Annotated in this window: 15 protein-coding genes; 3 read left to right on the top strand and 12 right to left on the bottom strand. The window is 64.0% G+C overall.

Translation table 11 applies throughout. From position 1 onward, the window contains the following. Window positions 1–50: 50 nt before the first annotated feature. From G3N95_RS40695 to G3N95_RS28245, 7 genes are all read right to left on the bottom strand, one after another. On the bottom strand, window positions 51–317 hold the full coding sequence (locus G3N95_RS40695; RefSeq protein WP_241019004.1) for a hypothetical protein: 267 nt from the start codon (window positions 315–317) through the stop codon (window positions 51–53). 9 nt (window positions 318–326) lie between these two features. Beyond that, window positions 327–788, bottom strand: coding sequence for a dihydroneopterin aldolase (locus G3N95_RS28270; RefSeq protein WP_205973393.1), 462 nt, complete (start codon window positions 786–788; stop codon window positions 327–329). Next, a complete protein-coding gene (locus G3N95_RS28265; RefSeq protein WP_205973392.1) occupies window positions 785–1,435 on the bottom strand; it encodes a sarcosine oxidase subunit gamma in 651 nt (216 codons plus the stop codon). Before G3N95_RS28265 ends, G3N95_RS28270 begins: the two co-directional genes overlap by 4 nt. Then, entirely contained in the window at window positions 1,425–4,424 is a 3,000-nt protein-coding gene (locus G3N95_RS28260) for a sarcosine oxidase subunit alpha family protein (protein WP_205973391.1), read from the bottom strand. The genes G3N95_RS28265 and G3N95_RS28260 overlap by 11 nt, the downstream gene beginning before the upstream one ends. Further along, window positions 4,421–4,720 (bottom strand): sarcosine oxidase subunit delta, encoded by a 300-nt coding sequence (locus G3N95_RS28255; RefSeq protein ID WP_205973390.1) that lies wholly within the window; start codon window positions 4,718–4,720, stop codon window positions 4,421–4,423. The genes G3N95_RS28260 and G3N95_RS28255 overlap by 4 nt, the downstream gene beginning before the upstream one ends. A 75-nt stretch (window positions 4,721–4,795) precedes the next feature. Continuing rightward, entirely contained in the window at window positions 4,796–6,040 is a 1,245-nt protein-coding gene (locus G3N95_RS28250; protein WP_205973389.1) for a sarcosine oxidase subunit beta family protein, read from the bottom strand. Window positions 6,041–6,077: 37 nt separating this feature from the next. Beyond that, window positions 6,078–7,466, bottom strand: coding sequence for an L-serine ammonia-lyase (locus G3N95_RS28245; RefSeq protein WP_205973388.1), 1,389 nt, complete (start codon window positions 7,464–7,466; stop codon window positions 6,078–6,080). Window positions 7,467–7,809: 343 nt separating this feature from the next. On the opposite strand from G3N95_RS28245, the gene G3N95_RS28240 reads away from it, so the two are divergent. Continuing rightward, a complete protein-coding gene (locus tag G3N95_RS28240) occupies window positions 7,810–8,895 on the top strand; it encodes a GlxA family transcriptional regulator (protein ID WP_205973387.1) in 1,086 nt (361 codons plus the stop codon). A 113-nt stretch (window positions 8,896–9,008) separates the two neighbouring features. On the opposite strand, the gene G3N95_RS28235 is transcribed toward G3N95_RS28240, so the two are convergent. Next, the gene (locus G3N95_RS28235) at window positions 9,009–9,941 is read right to left on the bottom strand and encodes a DMT family transporter (RefSeq protein ID WP_205973386.1); all 933 of its coding nucleotides are present in this window, start codon (window positions 9,939–9,941) and stop codon (window positions 9,009–9,011) included. A 128-nt stretch (window positions 9,942–10,069) separates the two neighbouring features. Here G3N95_RS28235 and G3N95_RS28230 point away from each other — a divergent pair, with 128 nt between their 5' ends. Then, entirely contained in the window at window positions 10,070–10,996 is a 927-nt protein-coding gene (locus G3N95_RS28230; RefSeq protein ID WP_205973385.1) for a LysR family transcriptional regulator, read from the top strand. A 95-nt stretch (window positions 10,997–11,091) separates the two neighbouring features. Here G3N95_RS28230 and zwf read toward each other — a convergent pair whose 3' ends face one another. The 4 genes from zwf to G3N95_RS28210 all read right to left on the bottom strand — a co-directional run bounded on the left by zwf (window position 11,092) and on the right by G3N95_RS28210 (window position 16,967). Further along, window positions 11,092–12,576 carry a glucose-6-phosphate dehydrogenase gene (zwf, locus tag G3N95_RS28225; protein WP_205973384.1) on the bottom strand — a complete coding sequence of 495 codons (1,485 nt, stop codon included), beginning with the start codon at window positions 12,574–12,576 and terminating at the stop codon, window positions 11,092–11,094. Between the two features lie 252 nt (window positions 12,577–12,828). Next, complete coding sequence (gene lhpI, locus G3N95_RS28220) at window positions 12,829–13,746, bottom strand: bifunctional Delta(1)-pyrroline-2-carboxylate/Delta(1)-piperideine-2-carboxylate reductase (protein WP_205973383.1); 918 nt, start codon at window positions 13,744–13,746, stop codon at window positions 12,829–12,831. 23 nt (window positions 13,747–13,769) lie between these two features. After that, a complete protein-coding gene (gene lhpH, locus G3N95_RS28215) occupies window positions 13,770–14,777 on the bottom strand; it encodes a trans-3-hydroxy-L-proline dehydratase (protein ID WP_205973382.1) in 1,008 nt (335 codons plus the stop codon). 849 nt (window positions 14,778–15,626) lie between these two features. Next, window positions 15,627–16,967, bottom strand: a complete 1,341-nt coding sequence (locus G3N95_RS28210; RefSeq protein WP_205973381.1) for an FAD-binding oxidoreductase — start codon at window positions 16,965–16,967, stop codon at window positions 15,627–15,629. Window positions 16,968–17,422: 455 nt separating this feature from the next. Here G3N95_RS28210 and G3N95_RS28205 point away from each other — a divergent pair, with 455 nt between their 5' ends. After that, on the top strand, window positions 17,423–18,277 hold the full coding sequence (locus G3N95_RS28205) for a helix-turn-helix domain-containing protein (RefSeq protein ID WP_205973380.1): 855 nt from the start codon (window positions 17,423–17,425) through the stop codon (window positions 18,275–18,277). The last annotated feature ends 26 nt before the right edge of the window (window positions 18,278–18,303 follow it).

Here is an 18,303-nt window from a genome sequence, read left to right as displayed (position 1 = left end):
GCGCCGAGAAGGCAAGAATGACGACTAGCGTCGCAGACAAAAAGCAAACTCTACCCGTCCCGCCTGCCAGCCCTGGCACGAGCCTCCCCAACAACTCTAGCCAACGTGCGAGGACTCATCCTCGCAGCGACATCGCGAACATACTCATGATGCCTGGCATCGAGCGGCGCATCGAGATGCTGCGCCTGCAAATACCGGATCAACGCAATCTTGCGATGCCCCAACGCGATACTCTGATCTAACAGAGCAACGGCGGCACGCACATCGCCCGACTCATACGCGCGCCTGAGCAACTCGGACGTCTGCGCACGCGACATAGGGCGCCCTCAGCCCGCAACAACCGAGGTACGATGCACGTCATAATCCGCCCGCGTCCAGTCGAGTTCGACACCGATCCGCCTCGTGCCCTCGCGAATCTTCGGCTTGTACAGCGACAACGTAAGCGCGTCGAGCGCCGGCCACTCGTCGAACGACAACCGCGCGATCTCGACAGCCAACGTCTCCAGCATCCGCGTATGCGGCTTGGCCGAAAGAAACTCGCTCACGCGATTGCAGTACCGCTCATAGTCGATCATCGCGTGCGTGCCCTCTTCCGAAGGCTCGCAGCGATAGGCCAGGCTCGCGTCGATCACGACGGGCTGCGGCGCGAGATGCTCATGCGCATGAATGCCGATGCGCGTCGACACCACCAGCTCGTCGATGAACACGCGCCAGCCCTTGCCGCGCGAACCACGCGCGCCCAAGGCAGGCTCCATGAACGCCGCTAACGGTTCCTCGAACGGCTTCACGACATCAGCGGCTCAGCCGCGTCGAGCATGATACGAACGAAGTAATCGGCAAAGCTGCGGCGCACGACGATCTCATACGCATCGCCGGCAACAGGCACCAGCACGATCGACGCCTTGAAGTAATGACTCTGCGCACACTGGCCCGGCGCAAGGATGCGCGGATGCAGATCGAGCGGACAGCCGCGTGCGATCACGTCACGCACCTTCTCGCCGCTCACTTCGAGCACCGTCCAGCCGCTGCCGATATCGACGGCCGATGCGAACTGCCCCTGCAGCGCCTCGACCAGCTTCTCTTCGGCAACAGGCGCCTGCGCCTGCTGCGAACGCACCAGCCATTCATCAGGACCGAGCCACAGCACGTCGTAGCCGTTGCCGCGCGCCACCGTGTTCGGCTTCGCGGGCGGCTCGCAGCCCGTCACGCTCGCGACGGCATTCACAAACGCCGCGTCACGTACATCGCCGCGCAGGTTCACCAGATCGCAGAACGCCTTCTCGCGCAGATGAAACTTCTTCGACGGCACCGCCGAGTGCTTTTTCACCAGATCGCCGACGCCGGCGAGCGGCGACTCCTGCCACGCCTGGCCCGCCACACGTTGTGCGACTGCCGAGGTTGCGCCCGGTGCATTGTTCCTTGTTTCATTCCACATGTTGACGCACTCCTTCGGTGTCGTAGAAAACGGGGCTGGCGATCTTCGCAGCGATCTGCTTGCCGCTCGACAGCGGGATCGTCACGCTTTGCCCCATCTTGTTCAGGCCGCCCTTGACCACGGCGAGCGCGATCGAACGATTCAGAATCGGGCTGTAGTAGCTCGACGTCACGTGCCCGAGCATCGGCGCCGTATCGCCCTGGAACGGACCCGCGACGATCTGGCTGCCTTCGGGAAGCACGAACTGCGGATCATCGGTGAGCAGACCGACGAACTGCTTGCGGTTGTCCTTCGTCGTATCCGAACGCGACAGCGAACGGCGTCCCAGGAAGTCCTTGGTCTTCGCGACCAGCCCGCCCATGCCCAGATCGTGCGGCGTGACCGAGCCGTCCGTATCCTGACCGACGATGATGTAACCCTTCTCCGCGCGCAGCACGTGCATCGTTTCCGTGCCGTACGGCGTGATGTCGAACTCGGCGCCCGCGGCCATCAGCGCTTCCCATACCGCGCGGCCCATGTTCGCGGGCACGTTCACTTCATAAGCGAGTTCACCCGAGAAGCTGATCCGCATCACGCGCGCCTTCACGCCCGCCACCGTGCCGTTGCGATACGACATGAACGGGAACGCTTCGTTGGCGAAGTCGATGTCGCTGCACACCTTCTGCAAAACCTTGCGACTCTTCGGACCGACCACGGCGAAGGTCGCCCAGTGATCGGTCACGGAGGCGAGGCGCACCTTCATGTCCGGCCATTCCGTCTGCAGCCAGCGTTCCATCCACGTCAGCACGCGCGCCGCGCCGCCCGTCGTGGTGGTCATCATGAAGTGCTGGTCGGCGAGGCGCACCGTCACGCCGTCGTCGAACACCATGCCGTTTTCGTCGAGCATCAGGCCGTAGCGGCACTTGCCGACTTCGAGCTTGCTCCACGGATTCGTGTACATCCAGTTCAGCAGCTTCGCGGCATCCGGGCCCTGAATGTCGATCTTGCCGAGCGTCGATGCATCGAGAATGCCGACGCTGTTGCGCACCGCGAGGCATTCGCGCTTGACGGCCGCATGCAGGTCTTCACCCTTCAGCGGGAAGTACCACGGACGCTTCCAGTTGCCGACGTCCTCGAACATCGCGCCGTTTTCGACGTGCCATTCGTGCACGGCCGTCTTGCGGATCGGGTCGAGCAGATCGCCGAGTTCGCGGCCCGCGAACGTGCCGAAGGTCACGGGCGTGTAGTTCGGACGGAACGTCGTCGTGCCCGTTTCGGGAATCGTCTTGCCGAGCGCATCCGCGAGAATCGCCATGCCGTTGATGTTGCCGAGCTTGCCTTGATCCGTGCCGAAGCCCATCGCCGTATAGCGCTTCACGTGCTCGACGGATTCGAAGCCTTCGCGCGCCGCAAGCAGAATATCGGCCGCGGATACGTCGTTCTGGAAGTCGACGAACTGCTTCGCACCGCGCGCCGCTTCCGTGCGGCTGCCGACGAGCCACAGCGGCTGCAGCGGCGACTCGACGACTTCGGCCACCTGCGGCACCTGCGGACGCGTCACCGCATAACCGATCGACTTGACGGCTTCGACGCCGGCATCGACCGCGAGACGCAGGCCGCGCGCAAGGCTGAATTCGCCCGCCGCCGCGCCGACGCTCGTTTCCGGCTGCATGCCCTTGCCCGGCACGAAGCACGCTTTCGTATCGTTCCAGTGCGCCTTGCCGCCCGACTGCGCGAACAGGTGCAACACCGGGCTGAAGCCGCCCGACATCGCGACCAGATCGCATTGCAGGTCCGCTTGCTTCGCGCCCGTCTTGCCGTTCGCATACGCGACCACTTCCACGGACGTCACGCGCTGCTTGCCATGCGCCGTCATCACGGCCGCGTTGTTCATGATCTTCACGCCGTGACGGCGCGCGGCCGCCTGCAACGCGCCGCTGCCCTGCGCTCGCGGATCGACGACGGTGACGTTCGCGCCGCACGCTTTCATATCCAGCGCGCAGCGATAGCCCGCGTCGTTGTTCGTGAACACAACGGCATCGCGCCCCGGCATCACGCCGAAGCGATGGACATACGTCGACACCGCCGACGCCAGCATCACGCCCGGCAGATCGTTGTTGCCGAACACGATGGGACGCTCGTGAGCGCCCGTCGCGAGGATCACGCGTTTGGCGCGGATCTTCCACAGCAGTTCGCGCGTGCCCTTGCGCATCGACACGGGCTGATGCTCCGTCAGACGCTGCGTCACCGTGACGAGGTTGTGATCCTGATAGCCGAACGCCGTGCTGCGCGACAGGATCTTCACGTCGGGCATGCGCGAGAGTTCCGCCTCGATCTTCTCGACCCAGCTCAGCGCCGCATGTCCGTCGATCTCCGTCTTGCACGACAGCAGGCTGCCGCCGAGTTCGCGCTGATCGTCGACGAGGATCACGCGCGCGCCGCTCGACGCCGCCGCATGCGCCGCCGCGAGACCCGTCGGTCCGCCGCCCACGACGAGCACGTCGCAATGCGCGTAGCACTTGTCGTAGCGGTCGGCGTCGAGCACTTCGGGCGCCTTGCCGAGACCCGCGGCTTCGCGGATCTTCTCTTCGTACTTCGGCCACCATTTGGCCGGCCACATGAAGGTCTTGTAGTAGAAGCCCGCAGGCATGAAGCGCGCGAACTTCTGGTTGATCGCCATGCGATCGTGTTCGAGATTCGGCTCTGCGTTCACGCTCGTCGCAACGAGCCCCTGATACAGCTCGATCTCCGTCGCGCGTGCATTCGGCACCGTATAGGCGCCGCGCTCCAGCTGCACGACAGCATTCGGTTCGGCGACGTCGGCCGTGACGATGCCGCGCGGCCGGTGATACTTGAAGCTGCGCGCGACGAAGTGCACGCCGTTCGCGAGCAGCGCGGACGCCAGCGTGTCGCCCTGAAAGCCCTGATACGTGCGGCCGTTGAACGTGAAGGTCAGCGGGATCGCGCGGTTGATGCGCCCACCGGCGCCGAGGCGGTTCTTCTGGCTCATTGCTTGTTGCCCCCTTGAGCATCAGCGGACGTGTTGCCCGTCTTGAACGTGTCGTAACCCTGAATGTTGTACGAGACGGTGTCGCGTGTCGCCATGAACCAGCGGCGGCAGCCCTGCGTGTGCATCCATTGCTCGCGGTGCACGCCGCGCGGATTCTTGCGCATGAACAGGTACTCGCCCCATTCGCGGTCGGTGAGCTTGTCGGTGTCGAGCGGACGGGCAATGTCGGCTTCGCCGCCACAGCTAAATTCGGATTCGGCGCGCGGCCCGCACCACGGGCATTCGATCATCAGCATTGTGTTTCTCCAGTGTCGACCAGAGTTGGCGCTTTAGCGCCTTACTCTGGTCCCATGCAACGCAGTTGCGCGCGTTTAGTGGGCCACGGCAGCAGCGCCGTGTTCGTCGATCAGATGGCCGCTGTAGAAGCGGTCCAGCGAGAACGGCGCGTTCAGCGGATGCGGTTCGTCGTTCGCGATGGTGTGCGCGAACACCCAGCCCGAGCCCGGCGTCGCCTTGAAGCCGCCCGTGCCCCAGCCGCAGTTGAAGTACAGGCCCTTGACGTCGGTCTTGCTGATGATCGGACATGCATCGGGCGAGACATCGACGATGCCGCCCCACTGACGGTTCATCCGCACACGCGAGAACACCGGGAACATTTCGACGATCGCCTGCAGCGTGCCTTCGATGATGTGGAAGCTGCCGCGCTGCCCGAAGCCCGTGTACTGGTCGACGCCCGCGCCGATCACGAGGTCGCCCTTATCGGACTGGCTGATGTACGCATGCACCGCGTTCGACATGATCACCGAGTTGACGACGGGCTTGATCGGCTCCGACACGAGCGCCTGCAGCGGATGGCTTTCGATGGGCAGACGGATGCCCGCCATGTCGGCGAGCGTGGTCGTGTTGCCGGCTGCGACGACGGCGACCTTCTTCGCCTTGATGAAGCCCTTCACCGTATCGACGCCCGTCACGCGGCCGCCGTCGCGACGGATGCCCGTCACCTGGCAGTTCTGGATGATGTCGACGCCCGCCTGGTCCGCACCGCGTGCGAAGCCCCATGCAACCGCATCGTGACGCGCGACGCCCGCACGGCGTTGAATGGAAGCGCCGAGCACCGGGTAACGGCTGTTCAGGTTGATGGTCGGCTCGATTTCCTTGATCTGCGCGGGCGTGAGGAACTCGGCATCGACGCCGTTCAGGCGGTTCGCATTCACGCGGCGCTCGGTGTCGCGCACGTCCTGCAGCGTGTGCGCGAGGTTCATCACGCCGCGCTGCGAGAACATCACGTTGTAGTTCAGGTCTTGCGACAGACCTTCCCACAGCTTCATCGCCTTTTCATACAGCGCGGCCGACTCGTCCCACAGATAGTTCGAGCGCACGATGGTCGTGTTGCGCGCCGTGTTGCCGCCGCCGATCCAACCCTTCTCCAGAATCGCGACGTTCTTCACGCCGTGTTCCTTCGCGAGGTAGTACGCGGTCGCGAGACCATGCCCGCCGCCGCCGACGATCACCACGTCGTATTCCTTCTTCGGTTCCGGGCTTCTCCACTGTCGCTCCCAGTTCTCGTGATACGACAACCCGTTGCGGAACAGACTGAATATCGAATAGCGGCTCATCGTGCAGACCCCTTCGTCGTTGCCTTGCTGGTTTCCATTAGCATTCGATGACGTTCACGGCGAGACCACCGCGCGACGTCTCCTTGTATTTCGTTTTCATGTCGGCGCCCGTTTCGCGCATCGTCTTGATGACGTTGTCGAGCGTCACGTAGTGCTGGCCGTCGCCCTTCAACGCCATGCGCGATGCGTTCAGCGCCTTGATCGCGCCCATCGCGTTACGCTCGATGCAGGGAATCTGCACGAGGCCGCCGACGGGGTCGCAGGTCATGCCGAGGTTGTGCTCCATGCCGATTTCGGCGGCGTTCTCGACCTGCGTCGCCGTGCCGCCCATCACGGCCGCGAGCGCCGCCGCGGCCATCGAGCACGCAACGCCGACTTCGCCCTGGCAGCCCACTTCGGCGCCCGAGATCGACGCCGTTTCCTTGTAGATGATGCCGATGGCGGCCGCCGTCAGCAGAAAGTCGACGATGCCGTTCTCGTTCGAACCCGGCACGAACTTCACGTAGTAATGCAGCACGGCGGGGATCACGCCTGCTGCGCCGTTGGTCGGCGCGGTGACGACGCGGCCGCCCGCGGCATTCTCTTCGTTGACGGCCATTGCGTAGAGGTTGACCCAGTCGAGCATCGACAGCGGATCGCGCAGCGACTCTTCCGAACGCGTACGCAGTTGCACGGTGAGATCGGCGGCGCGGCGCTTGACCTTCATCGGGCCGGGCAGCTCGCCATGCATCTTGCAGCCGCGCTCGACGCATGCGGCCATCGTGCGCCAGATCGCCAGCAGGCCTTCGCGCACTTCTTCTGCCGGGCGCGACGCGCATTCGTTGGCGAACGTCACCTGCGCGACGGACAGCCCGCTTTCGCGGCATACACGCATCAGGTCGTCGCCGGTGCGGAACGGATATGGCACTTCGCCGCCCGCGCGCACGCCGTTCACGCGATCGCCTTCGCGGTTGACGACGAAGCCGCCGCCGACCGAGTAATACTCTTTCTCGACGAGCAGTTGGCCGTTCTCGTCGAATGCCTGAAAGCGCATGCCGTTCGGATGCACGATGCTGCCCGTGCCGCTCATCAGACGGCGGAAGAACGCAATGTGCTCTTTCTCCTCGAACGCGATCTGGTGCTTGCCGAGCAGCGACAGTTGCTTGCCCTTGCGGATGTCCGCGAGACGCGGTTCGATCATATCGGGGTCGATGGTGTCGGGCAGATGGCCTTCGAGGCCGAGCAGCACCGCCTTGTCGGTGCCGTGGCCCTTGCCCGTCGCGCCGAGCGAGCCATACAGCTCGACTTTCACGCGGCGCACGAACGCGAGCAGATTCGCGTCCTCGATATGCGAAGCGAAGCGGCACGCGGCGATCATCGGGCCGACCGTATGCGAACTCGATGGTCCGATGCCGATCTTGAACAGGTCGAAAACGCTGACGTTCATGGAAACCTTGCTCAGTTGAGTGGGCGGAAACGCGAGACTTCCGCAGTGACGCCAGTACACCAAAGCGTAAAATCCGCAGATAGAACAAAAACGGCATCGACGTGGGATGGCGACGCCAGAGCGGGTTTCCACTGCGCTTCCGCGCAAGCCGGTGACGGAAAAACGCAAGTCAGGGCGGCCCGGCGTTCTGTGGATCGCATGCCGGACAGGGGCGCACGCGCTTCGCATCTGAGAAAATCGGTGTCGCAAAAGGACAAGAGGCATGCAGCCGGATCGGCGACGCTAGGGTTATCCCGCGTGCGTGTTGTTTATTCTTATTCGTTGTCGGCCACTGACGACCTTCATGACCATCGTTGATTCACTACCGCTGACTTCCATCGACGCGCTGCCCAAAGAGCGCATCCGCTTCGGCATCATCCTGCTGCCGAACTTCACGCTGACGGCGTTCTCGGGCTTCGTCGACATGCTGCGTCTTTCCGCCGACGAAGGCGACTACAGCAAGCCGGTGCGCTGCTCGTGGAGCGTGATTGGCGACACGCTCGCGCCCGTGCGCGCGAGTTGCGGCATCCAGATCACACCGTGGGAAACCTTCGCCGATGCCGAGCCGTTCGACTACGTGGTCGTCGTCGGCGGGCTGCTGCATTCGGGGCCGCAGGCAAGCGACGAAACGCTGCAGTTCATCCGCGACGCTGCGCGCAAGAGCGCAACGCTGGTCGGCATCTGCACAGGCGTGTTCGCGCTGATGCGCGCGGGCGTGCTCGACGCGCACCGGATTTGCGTCAGCTGGTTTCACTACTGGGATTTCGTCGAACGCTTCCCTGCCGTCAATTCGGACTCGCTGGTCGCGGACCGGCTGTTCGTGATCGACCGGCGACGCATTACGTGCTCGGGCGGACGGGCTTCGATCGACGTGGCGGCAGCGATCCTGCTGCGGCACTTCGAGACGGCGACGGTGCAGAAGGCGCTGCGGATTCTGCTCGTCGGCGAAATGCAGAAAGGCAACGCGCCGCAGCCGCATCCGCCGGGGCTGGAGCCGGCGACGCATCCGAAGGTCAAGCGCGCGATCCTGTTGATGGAGCAGCATGTCGGGCGCACGCTGCCGTTGGAAGAACTCGCTTGCAAGCTGGATTTGTCGCCGCGTCAGCTGGAGCGGCTGTTCAAGGCGGAGACGGGGAAGAGCCCGCAGGCGTTTGCGAAACAGGTTCGCTTGAGAACGGCTGCGTGGTTGCTGACGAGTTCGGACCGGACGGTGGCGGACATCGCTTCGAGCTGCGGATTCTCCGACGCATCACATCTTGGGCGCGAGTTTCGCAAGGAATTCGGCATGCCGCCCGTGATGTTCAGGGAGCAGCGCGGCGGCACGCCCGTTGAAGGTGATGCGGCGGCGGCTTACGAAGAGACCTTTCCGGGGCGGGTGGATGTGTTCTGAGCGCGCCGTTTGACCCGGCGCGAACGGCGACGCGGCGTCGTCGATGTCGCGCGGATCGTCGGCGCTCGATACGAGGCATGCGATGCCAGTCGGCAATGCCTTTTTGCGCGCCGTCAGGCGTCACTCGCGACAGCCGCATGCACGTCGACCGAAGCGCTTGTACGCTTTTGCCAGGGCACTGTTGCGAGCACGGAGGCTGACACCATCAAGCCGCCTCCGACCCAGCCCGACATCGAAAGATGCTCCCCGAGCCACGCGTACGCGAACAGCGCGCCGAACGCCGGTTCGCTTCCCATCAATAGCGCCACGCGTGTCGGGCTGCTGCGCTTGACGGCGAAGTTCTGCGCGAAGAATGCGAACAGCGTGCAGGCAATCACCAGGTAGCCGATGCTCATCCAGAAGACGCCATGCCCGGCGAGCGACGGCAGTGCACGCCATTGCCCGGACGGCCACACCAGCGCGACGACGAGACTGCCGAGCGCGACGGTGCCCGCCTGAACCGCCGTCACCGACAGCGGCGCGAGCGCCGGGTCGCGCATCACACGTTTGGTCACGCATACCATCAATGCGCGGAGCAGCGCAGCGAGCAGAATCAACGCATCGCCGGCCGTCGGAATGAACACGCCGCCGCTCACTAGAGCAGCACCCGCCAGCGACAATCCGACGGCGATCCACTCGACAGGCAACGGCTTTCTGCGCAGCAGCGCCCATTCGACGAGCGGCGTCAGCACGACACACAAGCTGATCAGAAACGCGGCGTTGGACGCTCGCGTCAGCGAGATCCCGAACGTCTCGGCCAGAAAGATGCCGAGCAGCAGCACGCTCGCGCCGAACGTGCCGATGAGTGCAGAAGCCTTGACGTGCCGCAGCGATCGCAATGCCGGCGACAGCACGATGAAGGTCAGCCCAAAGCGCAGCGCGAGCAGCCCCAAAACGGGATAGAACGCGAGCGCGACTTTCACGACCCCATAACTCGTGCCCCACACCATCGCGACCGCGAGCAACATCAGGTCGGATATCCACAGCAAACGTTTCTGATTCGACACGTCGGACTCCCTTTTTCTCATCGAACAGTCCGAATGATCGGGCATTGCGCCGGAAACTATAATCGGGGCTCGGAGAACATCTTTTATGTCTGAGATGCACAAATGCGTCGACCGATGCGAGCACGACAATGAACCCCACTGAGCTTTTTGCGCTGTTGCCCGACATGGCGACCTTTGCCCGCGTGGTCGATGCCGGCAATTTCTCCGAGGCCGCGCGCCAACTGGGCAGCACGCCGTCGACGGTGAGCCGGCAGATCAAACGCCTGGAGGAATCGCTTGGCACGCGCCTGCTGGAGCGCTCGACGCGCAGCGTCCGGGTGACCGATTCGGGCGCGCAGGTCTATCGCTATTGCCGCGACATCGTCGGTGCGGCGTCAGGCGCCGTCGATGTCGCCGGACAAGTGGTCGGCGAGCCGCGAGGAAAGGTCAGCGTCAGTGCGCCGATCGCTTTCGCGCGATCCGTGATCCATCCGCTGATACCCGGATTTCTGCGCAACTGGCCGGACGTGGATGTGCAACTGGTGTTTGCCGACCGCGAAGTCGATCCGTTGCGGGACGACGTCGACATTGTGATTCGACTGACACGCTCGCCGCCGTTGGGCCTCGCTGCCCGGCGGCTCGGTACCGTGCGATGGCTGCTATGTGCGTCGCCGGCCTATCTCGACGCACACGGGACACCCGCCGAGCCGCGCGATCTCGCACGGCACGAGTGCCTGTATCTGGGAGAAACGGTCGACGACAATCGATGGCATTTCCGGCGCGGCACGCAAACCCAGTCGCTGGAAGTGAGGGGGCGTTATATCGCCAACCATGCGGGCGCCCGTCTCGATGCAGCGTTGCAGGACTTCGGCATTGCGAGCCTGCCCGACTTCGCCGCGGCGCAAGCGCTGCGGCAAGGCGATCTCGTTCAGGTTCTCGACGAGTGGGAGTTCGAGGCGCGTCCCTATATGGGCCCCGTCTGGCTGCTGTATCCGCCTAACCGCTTCCTTCCGTCGAAGGTTCGGGCGCTGATCGATTACCTCGCCGACCACTTGCACGACGCTGCGGATGAGTGACTACCCGACCGGCTGAAGAGCGCGGCTCGGTCTGAAAACGAAAAAGGCGAAGAAGTCACCCTCTTCGCCTTTCTCACACTCATGCATCCAGAGGCTTACGACTCCTCCGACCACACCATATTCTCCCGCGCCATCATCGCCGTCGAAGCCCCCGGCCCAAACGTTCCCGCTGTATACCCACGCGGCTTGTCGCCATTGCGCTTCCACGCTTCGATGATCGGATCGACCCACGTCCACGCCGCTTCCAGTTCATCGCGGCGCATGAAGTGAGTGAGCCTGCCGCGCACGACGTCGATCAGCAGACGCTCATACGCTTCCGCGCGACGGCTCGTGAACGCCTGTTCGAGATCGAGATTCAGATTCACGGGCAGCGTGCGCATGCCGCTACCCGGCTCTTTCGCGAGCATCTGCAGCTGGATCGATTCGTTCGGCTGCAACTGGATCACGAGGCGGTTGCCGCAATTGCGCGGACCGCACGGGCTATTCGGCATGATCGAAAACGGCAGATCCGCGAATTCGATCACGATCTCCGACAGCTTCTTCGCCATCCGCTTGCCCGTACGCAGATAGAACGGCACGTTGGCCCAGCGCCAGTTGTTGATGTGCGCACGCAGTGCGACGAAGGTTTCCGCGCGGCTATCGGGCGGCACGTTCGCCTCTTCCAGATAGCCCTTCACCGGCTCGCCGCCGACAGCGCCAGCCGTGTACTGCCCGCGCACCGTATCGCGCGAAATGTCTTCCGCCGTCATCGGACGCAGCGAACGCAGCACCTTGAGCTTCTCGTCGCGCACGGCGTCGGCATCGAGCGACACGGGCGGTTCCATCGCGACGATGCACAGCAGCTGCAGCAAATGATTCTGCACCATGTCGCGCATGGCGCCGGTGTGATCGTAGAAGCCCGCGCGCGTGCCCACACCGACCGACTCGGCCACCGTGATCTGCACGCTGCGGATATACGGCGCCTGCCACAGCGGCCCGAAGATCGCGTTGCCGAAGCGCAGCACCATCAGGTTCTGCACCGTTTCCTTGCCGAGATAGTGGTCGATCCGGTAGATCTGATGTTCGGAGAAATGCTTGCCGACGGAATCGTTGATTGCCTGCGCCGACGCCAGATCGTGGCCGAGCGGCTTCTCGAGCACGACACGCGAATACTCGTCGAGCAGACCGTGCGACGAGAGGTTGTCGCAGATGGTCGTGAACAGTTCCGGCGACGTCGACAGATAGAACACGCGCAGCGCATTCTCGCGCGATGCTTCGGCCAGGCGCTGATATGCCTCGGCCTGGTCGACGTCGACGCGCACGTATTCGAACAGCGACAGGAAGCGGTCCCATGCGGACGAGTCGAACGAGTTCGATTCGATGAACGGACGGCTCTGCTCCTCCATCCATTTCAGATAATCGTCACGCTGCCACTCGCGACGGCCAATGGCCAGAATGCGTGTCTCGGCGGGCAGGTTGCCGTGCGTATGCGCCATATACAGCGCGGGCAGCAGCTTGCGGGCTGACAGGTCGCCGGCGCCGCCGAAGATGATCATATCGAGCGGGCGGTCCGGCGAAGCAGGAGCAGTGGAAGTCGTCATAGCGCGGTCGCAAAAATGAACTGCTGGGAAGAACGCAAGCCCGTCCAGGCCACCCTTTCAGGCAGCGCTTACAACGGCGGGATTGCGCGAGACGACTATGTTGCAACGTTTTCGGTTTGTTTGCACGCTTGCTGACGTGACACGGCACGGACGTTCGTTTCGATTCCGACCTGACCTGCATGCGACGAAACGTAGTGATCGACGGCGTTGCATCGATATCCGAAGGCCCGGATTGCGCCCAACGCCGAACGCTCAGCCCGCGCCCAGCGCAGCGCGAGCGACGCGCCCCGCCGCCAGATCCCACGCCGCGCAGCCGACCGTCTTGAAGACGATGGGCCTGTCGACGGCCGGCCTGTTCGAGAAGGCATCCTTGATGCCCGTCACCGTCGACCAGTCGATGCCCGCCTGGATGAAATCGCCCGCTTCATGCTTCGCGCCAGCCAGATCGTCGACATATAGCGCGCTGCCCGCGAGCGTGCGCGCACCGATCTCGCACATCTGCGGCGTGAACGCGCCGACGCCGATCACGATCCGCCCCGCGCGCGGCGCTTCGTCGTAGACAGCCTGACGGCTCGTCGTCAGCGCGATGACGGTATCGACGGAATCGGGGATCGTCGAGTCGCTCAATGGTTCGAGCGCTCGCACCTTGTCTCGCTGCGCGTCGCAGAACGCCTGCGCGCGCGCCGGCGACGTGCCGCGCACTCGAACGCGCGCGTCCGGGTACAGTTCGCCGATCGCCTGCAGATGGCTCGCCGTTTGCGTGCCCGCGCCGATTAGAAGTATGTCTTTCGGCGCGGCGTGCGACAGCGTCTCGATGCCGAGCATCGTCATTGCGGCCGTGCGGCGTCCCGTGACGGTCGGACCATCGAGAATGAACAGCGTCTTGCCCGTGTCCGGGTCGAACGTCATCACCTGACCGTGAATCGTGGGCAGCGCGCGCTCGCCGTTGCGCGGGCAGACATTGACGAGTTTGTGGATCGCGAGATCGGCGGCCGCGGCGGGCATCGACAGCATGATGCCGTTGTCGTTCAGCGGCACGACGAGCCGCTCGGGACTCGCGACGCGTCCGGCTGCGTAATCGGCGGCCGCTATCTTCAATGCGTCCACGAGCGGGCGAAACGGAATCAGGCGCGCCGTGCCGGCGGCGTCGAAAATCGGCGTGCTGCTCATATCGAAGCTGCTCCCTTGCGCGTTCAGCGCACCAGAAAACCGTAGGTAAGCGGATCGCGTTCATCGACGATCCAGTTTGCGAAACCGCAAATATGCGCGTTGCCTTCGATCTCGGGAATCACGGCGTCGAAGCGATCGAGCTTCGTCTCGGACAACACGCGCCCGCGAAACACCGTGCCGATGATCGACTCGTTGACGAGCGTCTCGTCCTTGCCCAGCTGGCCGCGCAAATAGAGTTGCGCGACGCGGCCCGCCGTGCCCGAACCCGTTGGCGAGCGGTCGACTTCGCGGTCGGCGAACACGCAGCAGTTCGCCTGCGTCGAGCCGGGATGACGCGGCGCGTTGTCGATGATTGTGCCGTAGATGTGATTGATCTCCGGAATGTGCGGATGCCGGACCTCGAACGCCGCGTTCGCCGCGCGCTTCACTTCGGCGCCGAACTGGATCAGCCGGTCGACTTGCGACTCGCGCACATCGAGTCCGAACGGCTCGCCCGACGTGTAGAAATAGAACGCACCGCCGAACGCAATGTCGCCACGCACGATGCCGAAGCCCGGCGTTTCGACGCTCACGTCGCGCTGCCAGATGAACGACGGCACGTTGACGAAGCGCACGCTGCCTGTGTGATCGCCGTCCCATTTGACGAACGCTTCGATGAAGCCGCACGGCGCATCGATACCGACGCGCGTTTCCGGCTCCGTGCGCTCGACCCAGCCGAGCGAGACAGCTGTCGTCGCGAGAGCGATCACGCCGTGGCCGCAGTGATCGCTGTAGCCCTCGTTGTGGACGAAGATGATGCCGAAGTCCGCGCCTTCCGAAACGGGATCGGTCAGGTAGCCGCCGTACATGTCGGCGTGACCGCGCGGCTCCAGCATCAGCGCACGGCGCAGATGATCGGCGTGCTCCTTGAGCCACGCGCGCCGCTCGACGATGGTCTTGCCGGGAATCTTCGGCAGCCCGCTGGTGACAATGCGAAACGGTTCGCCGCCCGTATGCACTTCAACCGTGCTGATCACGCGGTTCAGTTTCATGATGCGATTGCTCCTCGCGAGGATTGGGGTAGCGGTTGAGAGCAGCACATTATGCGTGTGCGGCGCGATATCGCGGTTAAATAGGTTTTTTGTCTGCGACGTAGTCGCCGTTCTTGCCTTCTCGGCGCGGGCTTCGCCTTTTGGTTTTCGCTCTGCGCTTTCGCTGGCATCCGCTTTTTCATGTCGGTGTTCAGGCGTTGCCCCTGTGCGGGGCGGCACGCGGGCCCCCAACGGGTCCCGTACTTCACACCACAACACTTTGTTTTGCGCCCGTTGCCAGCGCCTTGAACCGGCGCATCACCCACTCCAATCACCCGTAACCGGCCAGCGGCAGCGAATCGTCGGCGCCGCCCAGGTGGCAAACTGTGTGTAGGTTGCTGCACCACATGCGTTGGCGATCCTACGACACCGATCCGCTTTTCAGTCCGAAGTGGAGCATCTACGTCGAGACTGCCTACACACAGTTTGCCACCTGGGCGGCGGTGGCCGTCTGGTAACGCAGGCCGTGATACGGCAATGTGAAGCGGGTGATGCGTGCAGCTAGCACGCTGGCAACGGGCGCAAACAAACGCGTTGCCGCATGAAGCGTAGGAACTGACGGGGGCCCGCAGGCAATCACTAGCACTGGCGGGGTTAGCCCGCTTTCTTTGCTTACTTTCTTTGCGGCGGCAAAGAAAGTAAGTGCCGCCCCGCACAGGGGCAACGCCAGCAAACCAGAAGCAAAACGCGGATGCCAGCACGCGAAACCGCGGATGCCAGCGAAAGCCAAAAACAAAAAACCAAACCGGCAAAGCCCGCGCCGAGAAGGCAAAGCTTGGCGACTGCGTCGCAGACAAAAACCGACCCCGACTACAACATGCTCCGCGGCCGCTGCATCGTCCCATCAAAAAACCGCTGCAACCGGAATGCGGAAAGATCCATCGACGGCTGCCCGTCGTCGATCCACTCGGCCATCAGGCGCCCGACGATCGGTCCCATCGCGAAGCCATGTCCGCAAAACCCCGTGGCGATCAGCAGACCGGAAATCTGCGAAGGTGCATCGAGCACAGGAATACCGTCCGGCAGCACGTCGATCAACCCGGCCCACGACTCGACGATCCGTGCATCCTTGAGCGCCGGAAACAGCGCGCGCAATTTCTGCAAGGCTCGCGGCGCGTGACCCCGGTTCGGCTGCGGATTCGGATCGCGCGGATGCAGAACGCGCTCATCGACAGGCACGACGCCCGGCAGACGGTCGCACAGATCGCGCACGAGCGCACCGTTCAGATGGAAGCTGAACTTCTGGCGCTGCGCCCACAGCTCGGGCAAGAACCACTTCAGCGCACGGAAGTGGCCGAACGTCATGTCGACATCGACCTGCATGTCGTCGGCGAGATTGATCGCGCCGTTCGTCCGCTGGCGAATGCCGAGGCCGTGGCCCCAGAACGTCGACGCCGTGACGGCCGGCAGCGGATTCGTACGCATGCACGTACCGCGCACCGCCTGCTGCGGCAACGCAATGCCGAGCGTGTCGAGCAGCCGCCAACTGCTCGCGCCCGCCGCACAAATCACACGCCGCGTGCGGATCGTGCCGCGCTCGGTCACGACGCCCGTCACCGCGCCCGCCGCCCGTTCGACGCCGACCACGCCACAGCCCTCGAAGAACCGCGCGCCCGCTTCCACGGCGCGCGCCGCGAACGCAGCCGCCGCGCGGCGCGGCTCGGCCTGGCCGTCGCTCGCCGTATACAGGCCGCCCAGCACCTTGCCCTGCATGCCGCGCACATGCTGGTCGATCTGCGCGCGATCGAGCACGCGCGTGTCCAGTCCATATTGCTTCGCGACATCCAGCCATTGCTGGAACGACGCCCAGTCCTCGTCGTTGTCCGCGACGTACAGACAACCGCCCTGCCGCCATTCGAGATCGAAATCCAGTTCGCGTTCGAGCTGCTCCCAGATGCGCATGCCCGCCATCATCAGCGGCACTTCGGCGGCTTCACGGCCCTGCTGGCGCACGAAACCCCACGCACGCGTCGACTGCTGGCCCGCGATGCGCGACTTGTCCAGCACGACCGCCTTCACGCCGCGGCGCGCGAGATAGTACGCCGCCGCGCAGCCCATGATGCCCGCGCCCGCGATGACGACGTCGGCTTGATCGGGAAACGGCGTGTCGGCCGGACTCAGGTTGGCGTGCAGCGGATAGGTGGTCGTCATCGGAACGGAAACGGTGCAACGAAACGGTATCGAGGGACAGCATCTTCTCAGGCTCCCCCGCGCGCCGCAATCCCGGCCAAAAACCGCCGGGCGCTGCGTCCGCTCGTCCTTGCGCCTTTGCGCGCCGTCAATCGGTCAGTCGATTCCATCATCGAAATCGCGCCTGAATCCAGGTCGTCATTCGTTTTGCATACCTTTCAACGTTAAAATAGAAAGGTTACGCATGAATCGGACAGGCCTTCGTTAGCAACGGGCGATCGAACTCATTAGAATCGGCAGATTCGTCGAACGCAATCGATCATGCGGACACGGCGCGACACCAGGCGCGCCCGAAGTCTTGCGGTACAGTGGCTGCCCCCGAGGGCAGTCCGTGCGCCCGGCGCGCCGCGTGGCATCGCGCTGCCGCCACGAGGTCTCGTCACATACAACTACTTACATCGACTCACACTTCGCGCATGTCCAACGAAGCCACCTCAACCGATTCGCTAGCCGTCGCCGAACGCGTGCGCGAGTTGATGAGCCGTCACGGCATCGGCAAGCGTCAGCAGACCAGCGAGCTTTGCCGGATCCTCGATTTGAGTTTTTCGCAAGGCCACCGGAAGCTGCGCGGCAACAGTCCGTGGACGCTCTCGCAGATCAAGAAGGTCGCCGAGGTGTTCGGCGAGCCGGCCGCGCAACTGTTCGGCGCGCAGTCGCTCGATCCGGGCATGGTGGGCGCCACCGCGCAGGAAGCCGTGTTCGCGATCGGCTCGATCGAGCTGGCGTGCACCGCGTGGATCGGTGCGCCGATCGAAGCGGGCAGCCGGCCGGAGTTCATTGCGTGGTCGAAGCTCGACCAGTGGCGCGTGGTGCGTCACGACGGCGCGCTCTATCAGAACGCGTACGAAGTCCACAAGATCGAAATCTATCCGCGCCGCGCCGAGACCGACAAGCCGCTGATCGCCGTCGTCGACGACGACCAGGCGTCCGCCGACAACCTGCGCGACTATCTCGAACGCAGCGGCTTTGCAGCCATCGCGATCTACGGGCTCACCGCCTTTGCGGAAACGCTGCAGACGCAGGTGTTCGACGGCGTCGTGATCGACTGGCTGTTCGGCCCGCAGACCTCGGCGGAAGCGATTCGCGCGGTGCGCGCGTCGGAAAACCCGGACGCGCCCATTTTCGTGCTGACGGGCGAACTGCTGACGGGCAAGGCGAGCGAGTCGGAGATCAGCGACATCGTACGCAACTACGACGTCGCGTGCTATGAGAAACCGGCGCGCATGGCGATTCTCGTCGCCGATCTGTCGAAACGGTTGAGCCGCGCATAAGCGCGAGGACGTCAACCTCGCCAGGC

The sequence above is a fragment of the Paraburkholderia sp. Tr-20389 genome, from assembly GCF_017104565.1.
GTDB lineage: Bacteria > Pseudomonadota > Gammaproteobacteria > Burkholderiales > Burkholderiaceae > Paraburkholderia.
This window is presented reverse-complemented; position numbering and strand designations above follow the sequence as displayed.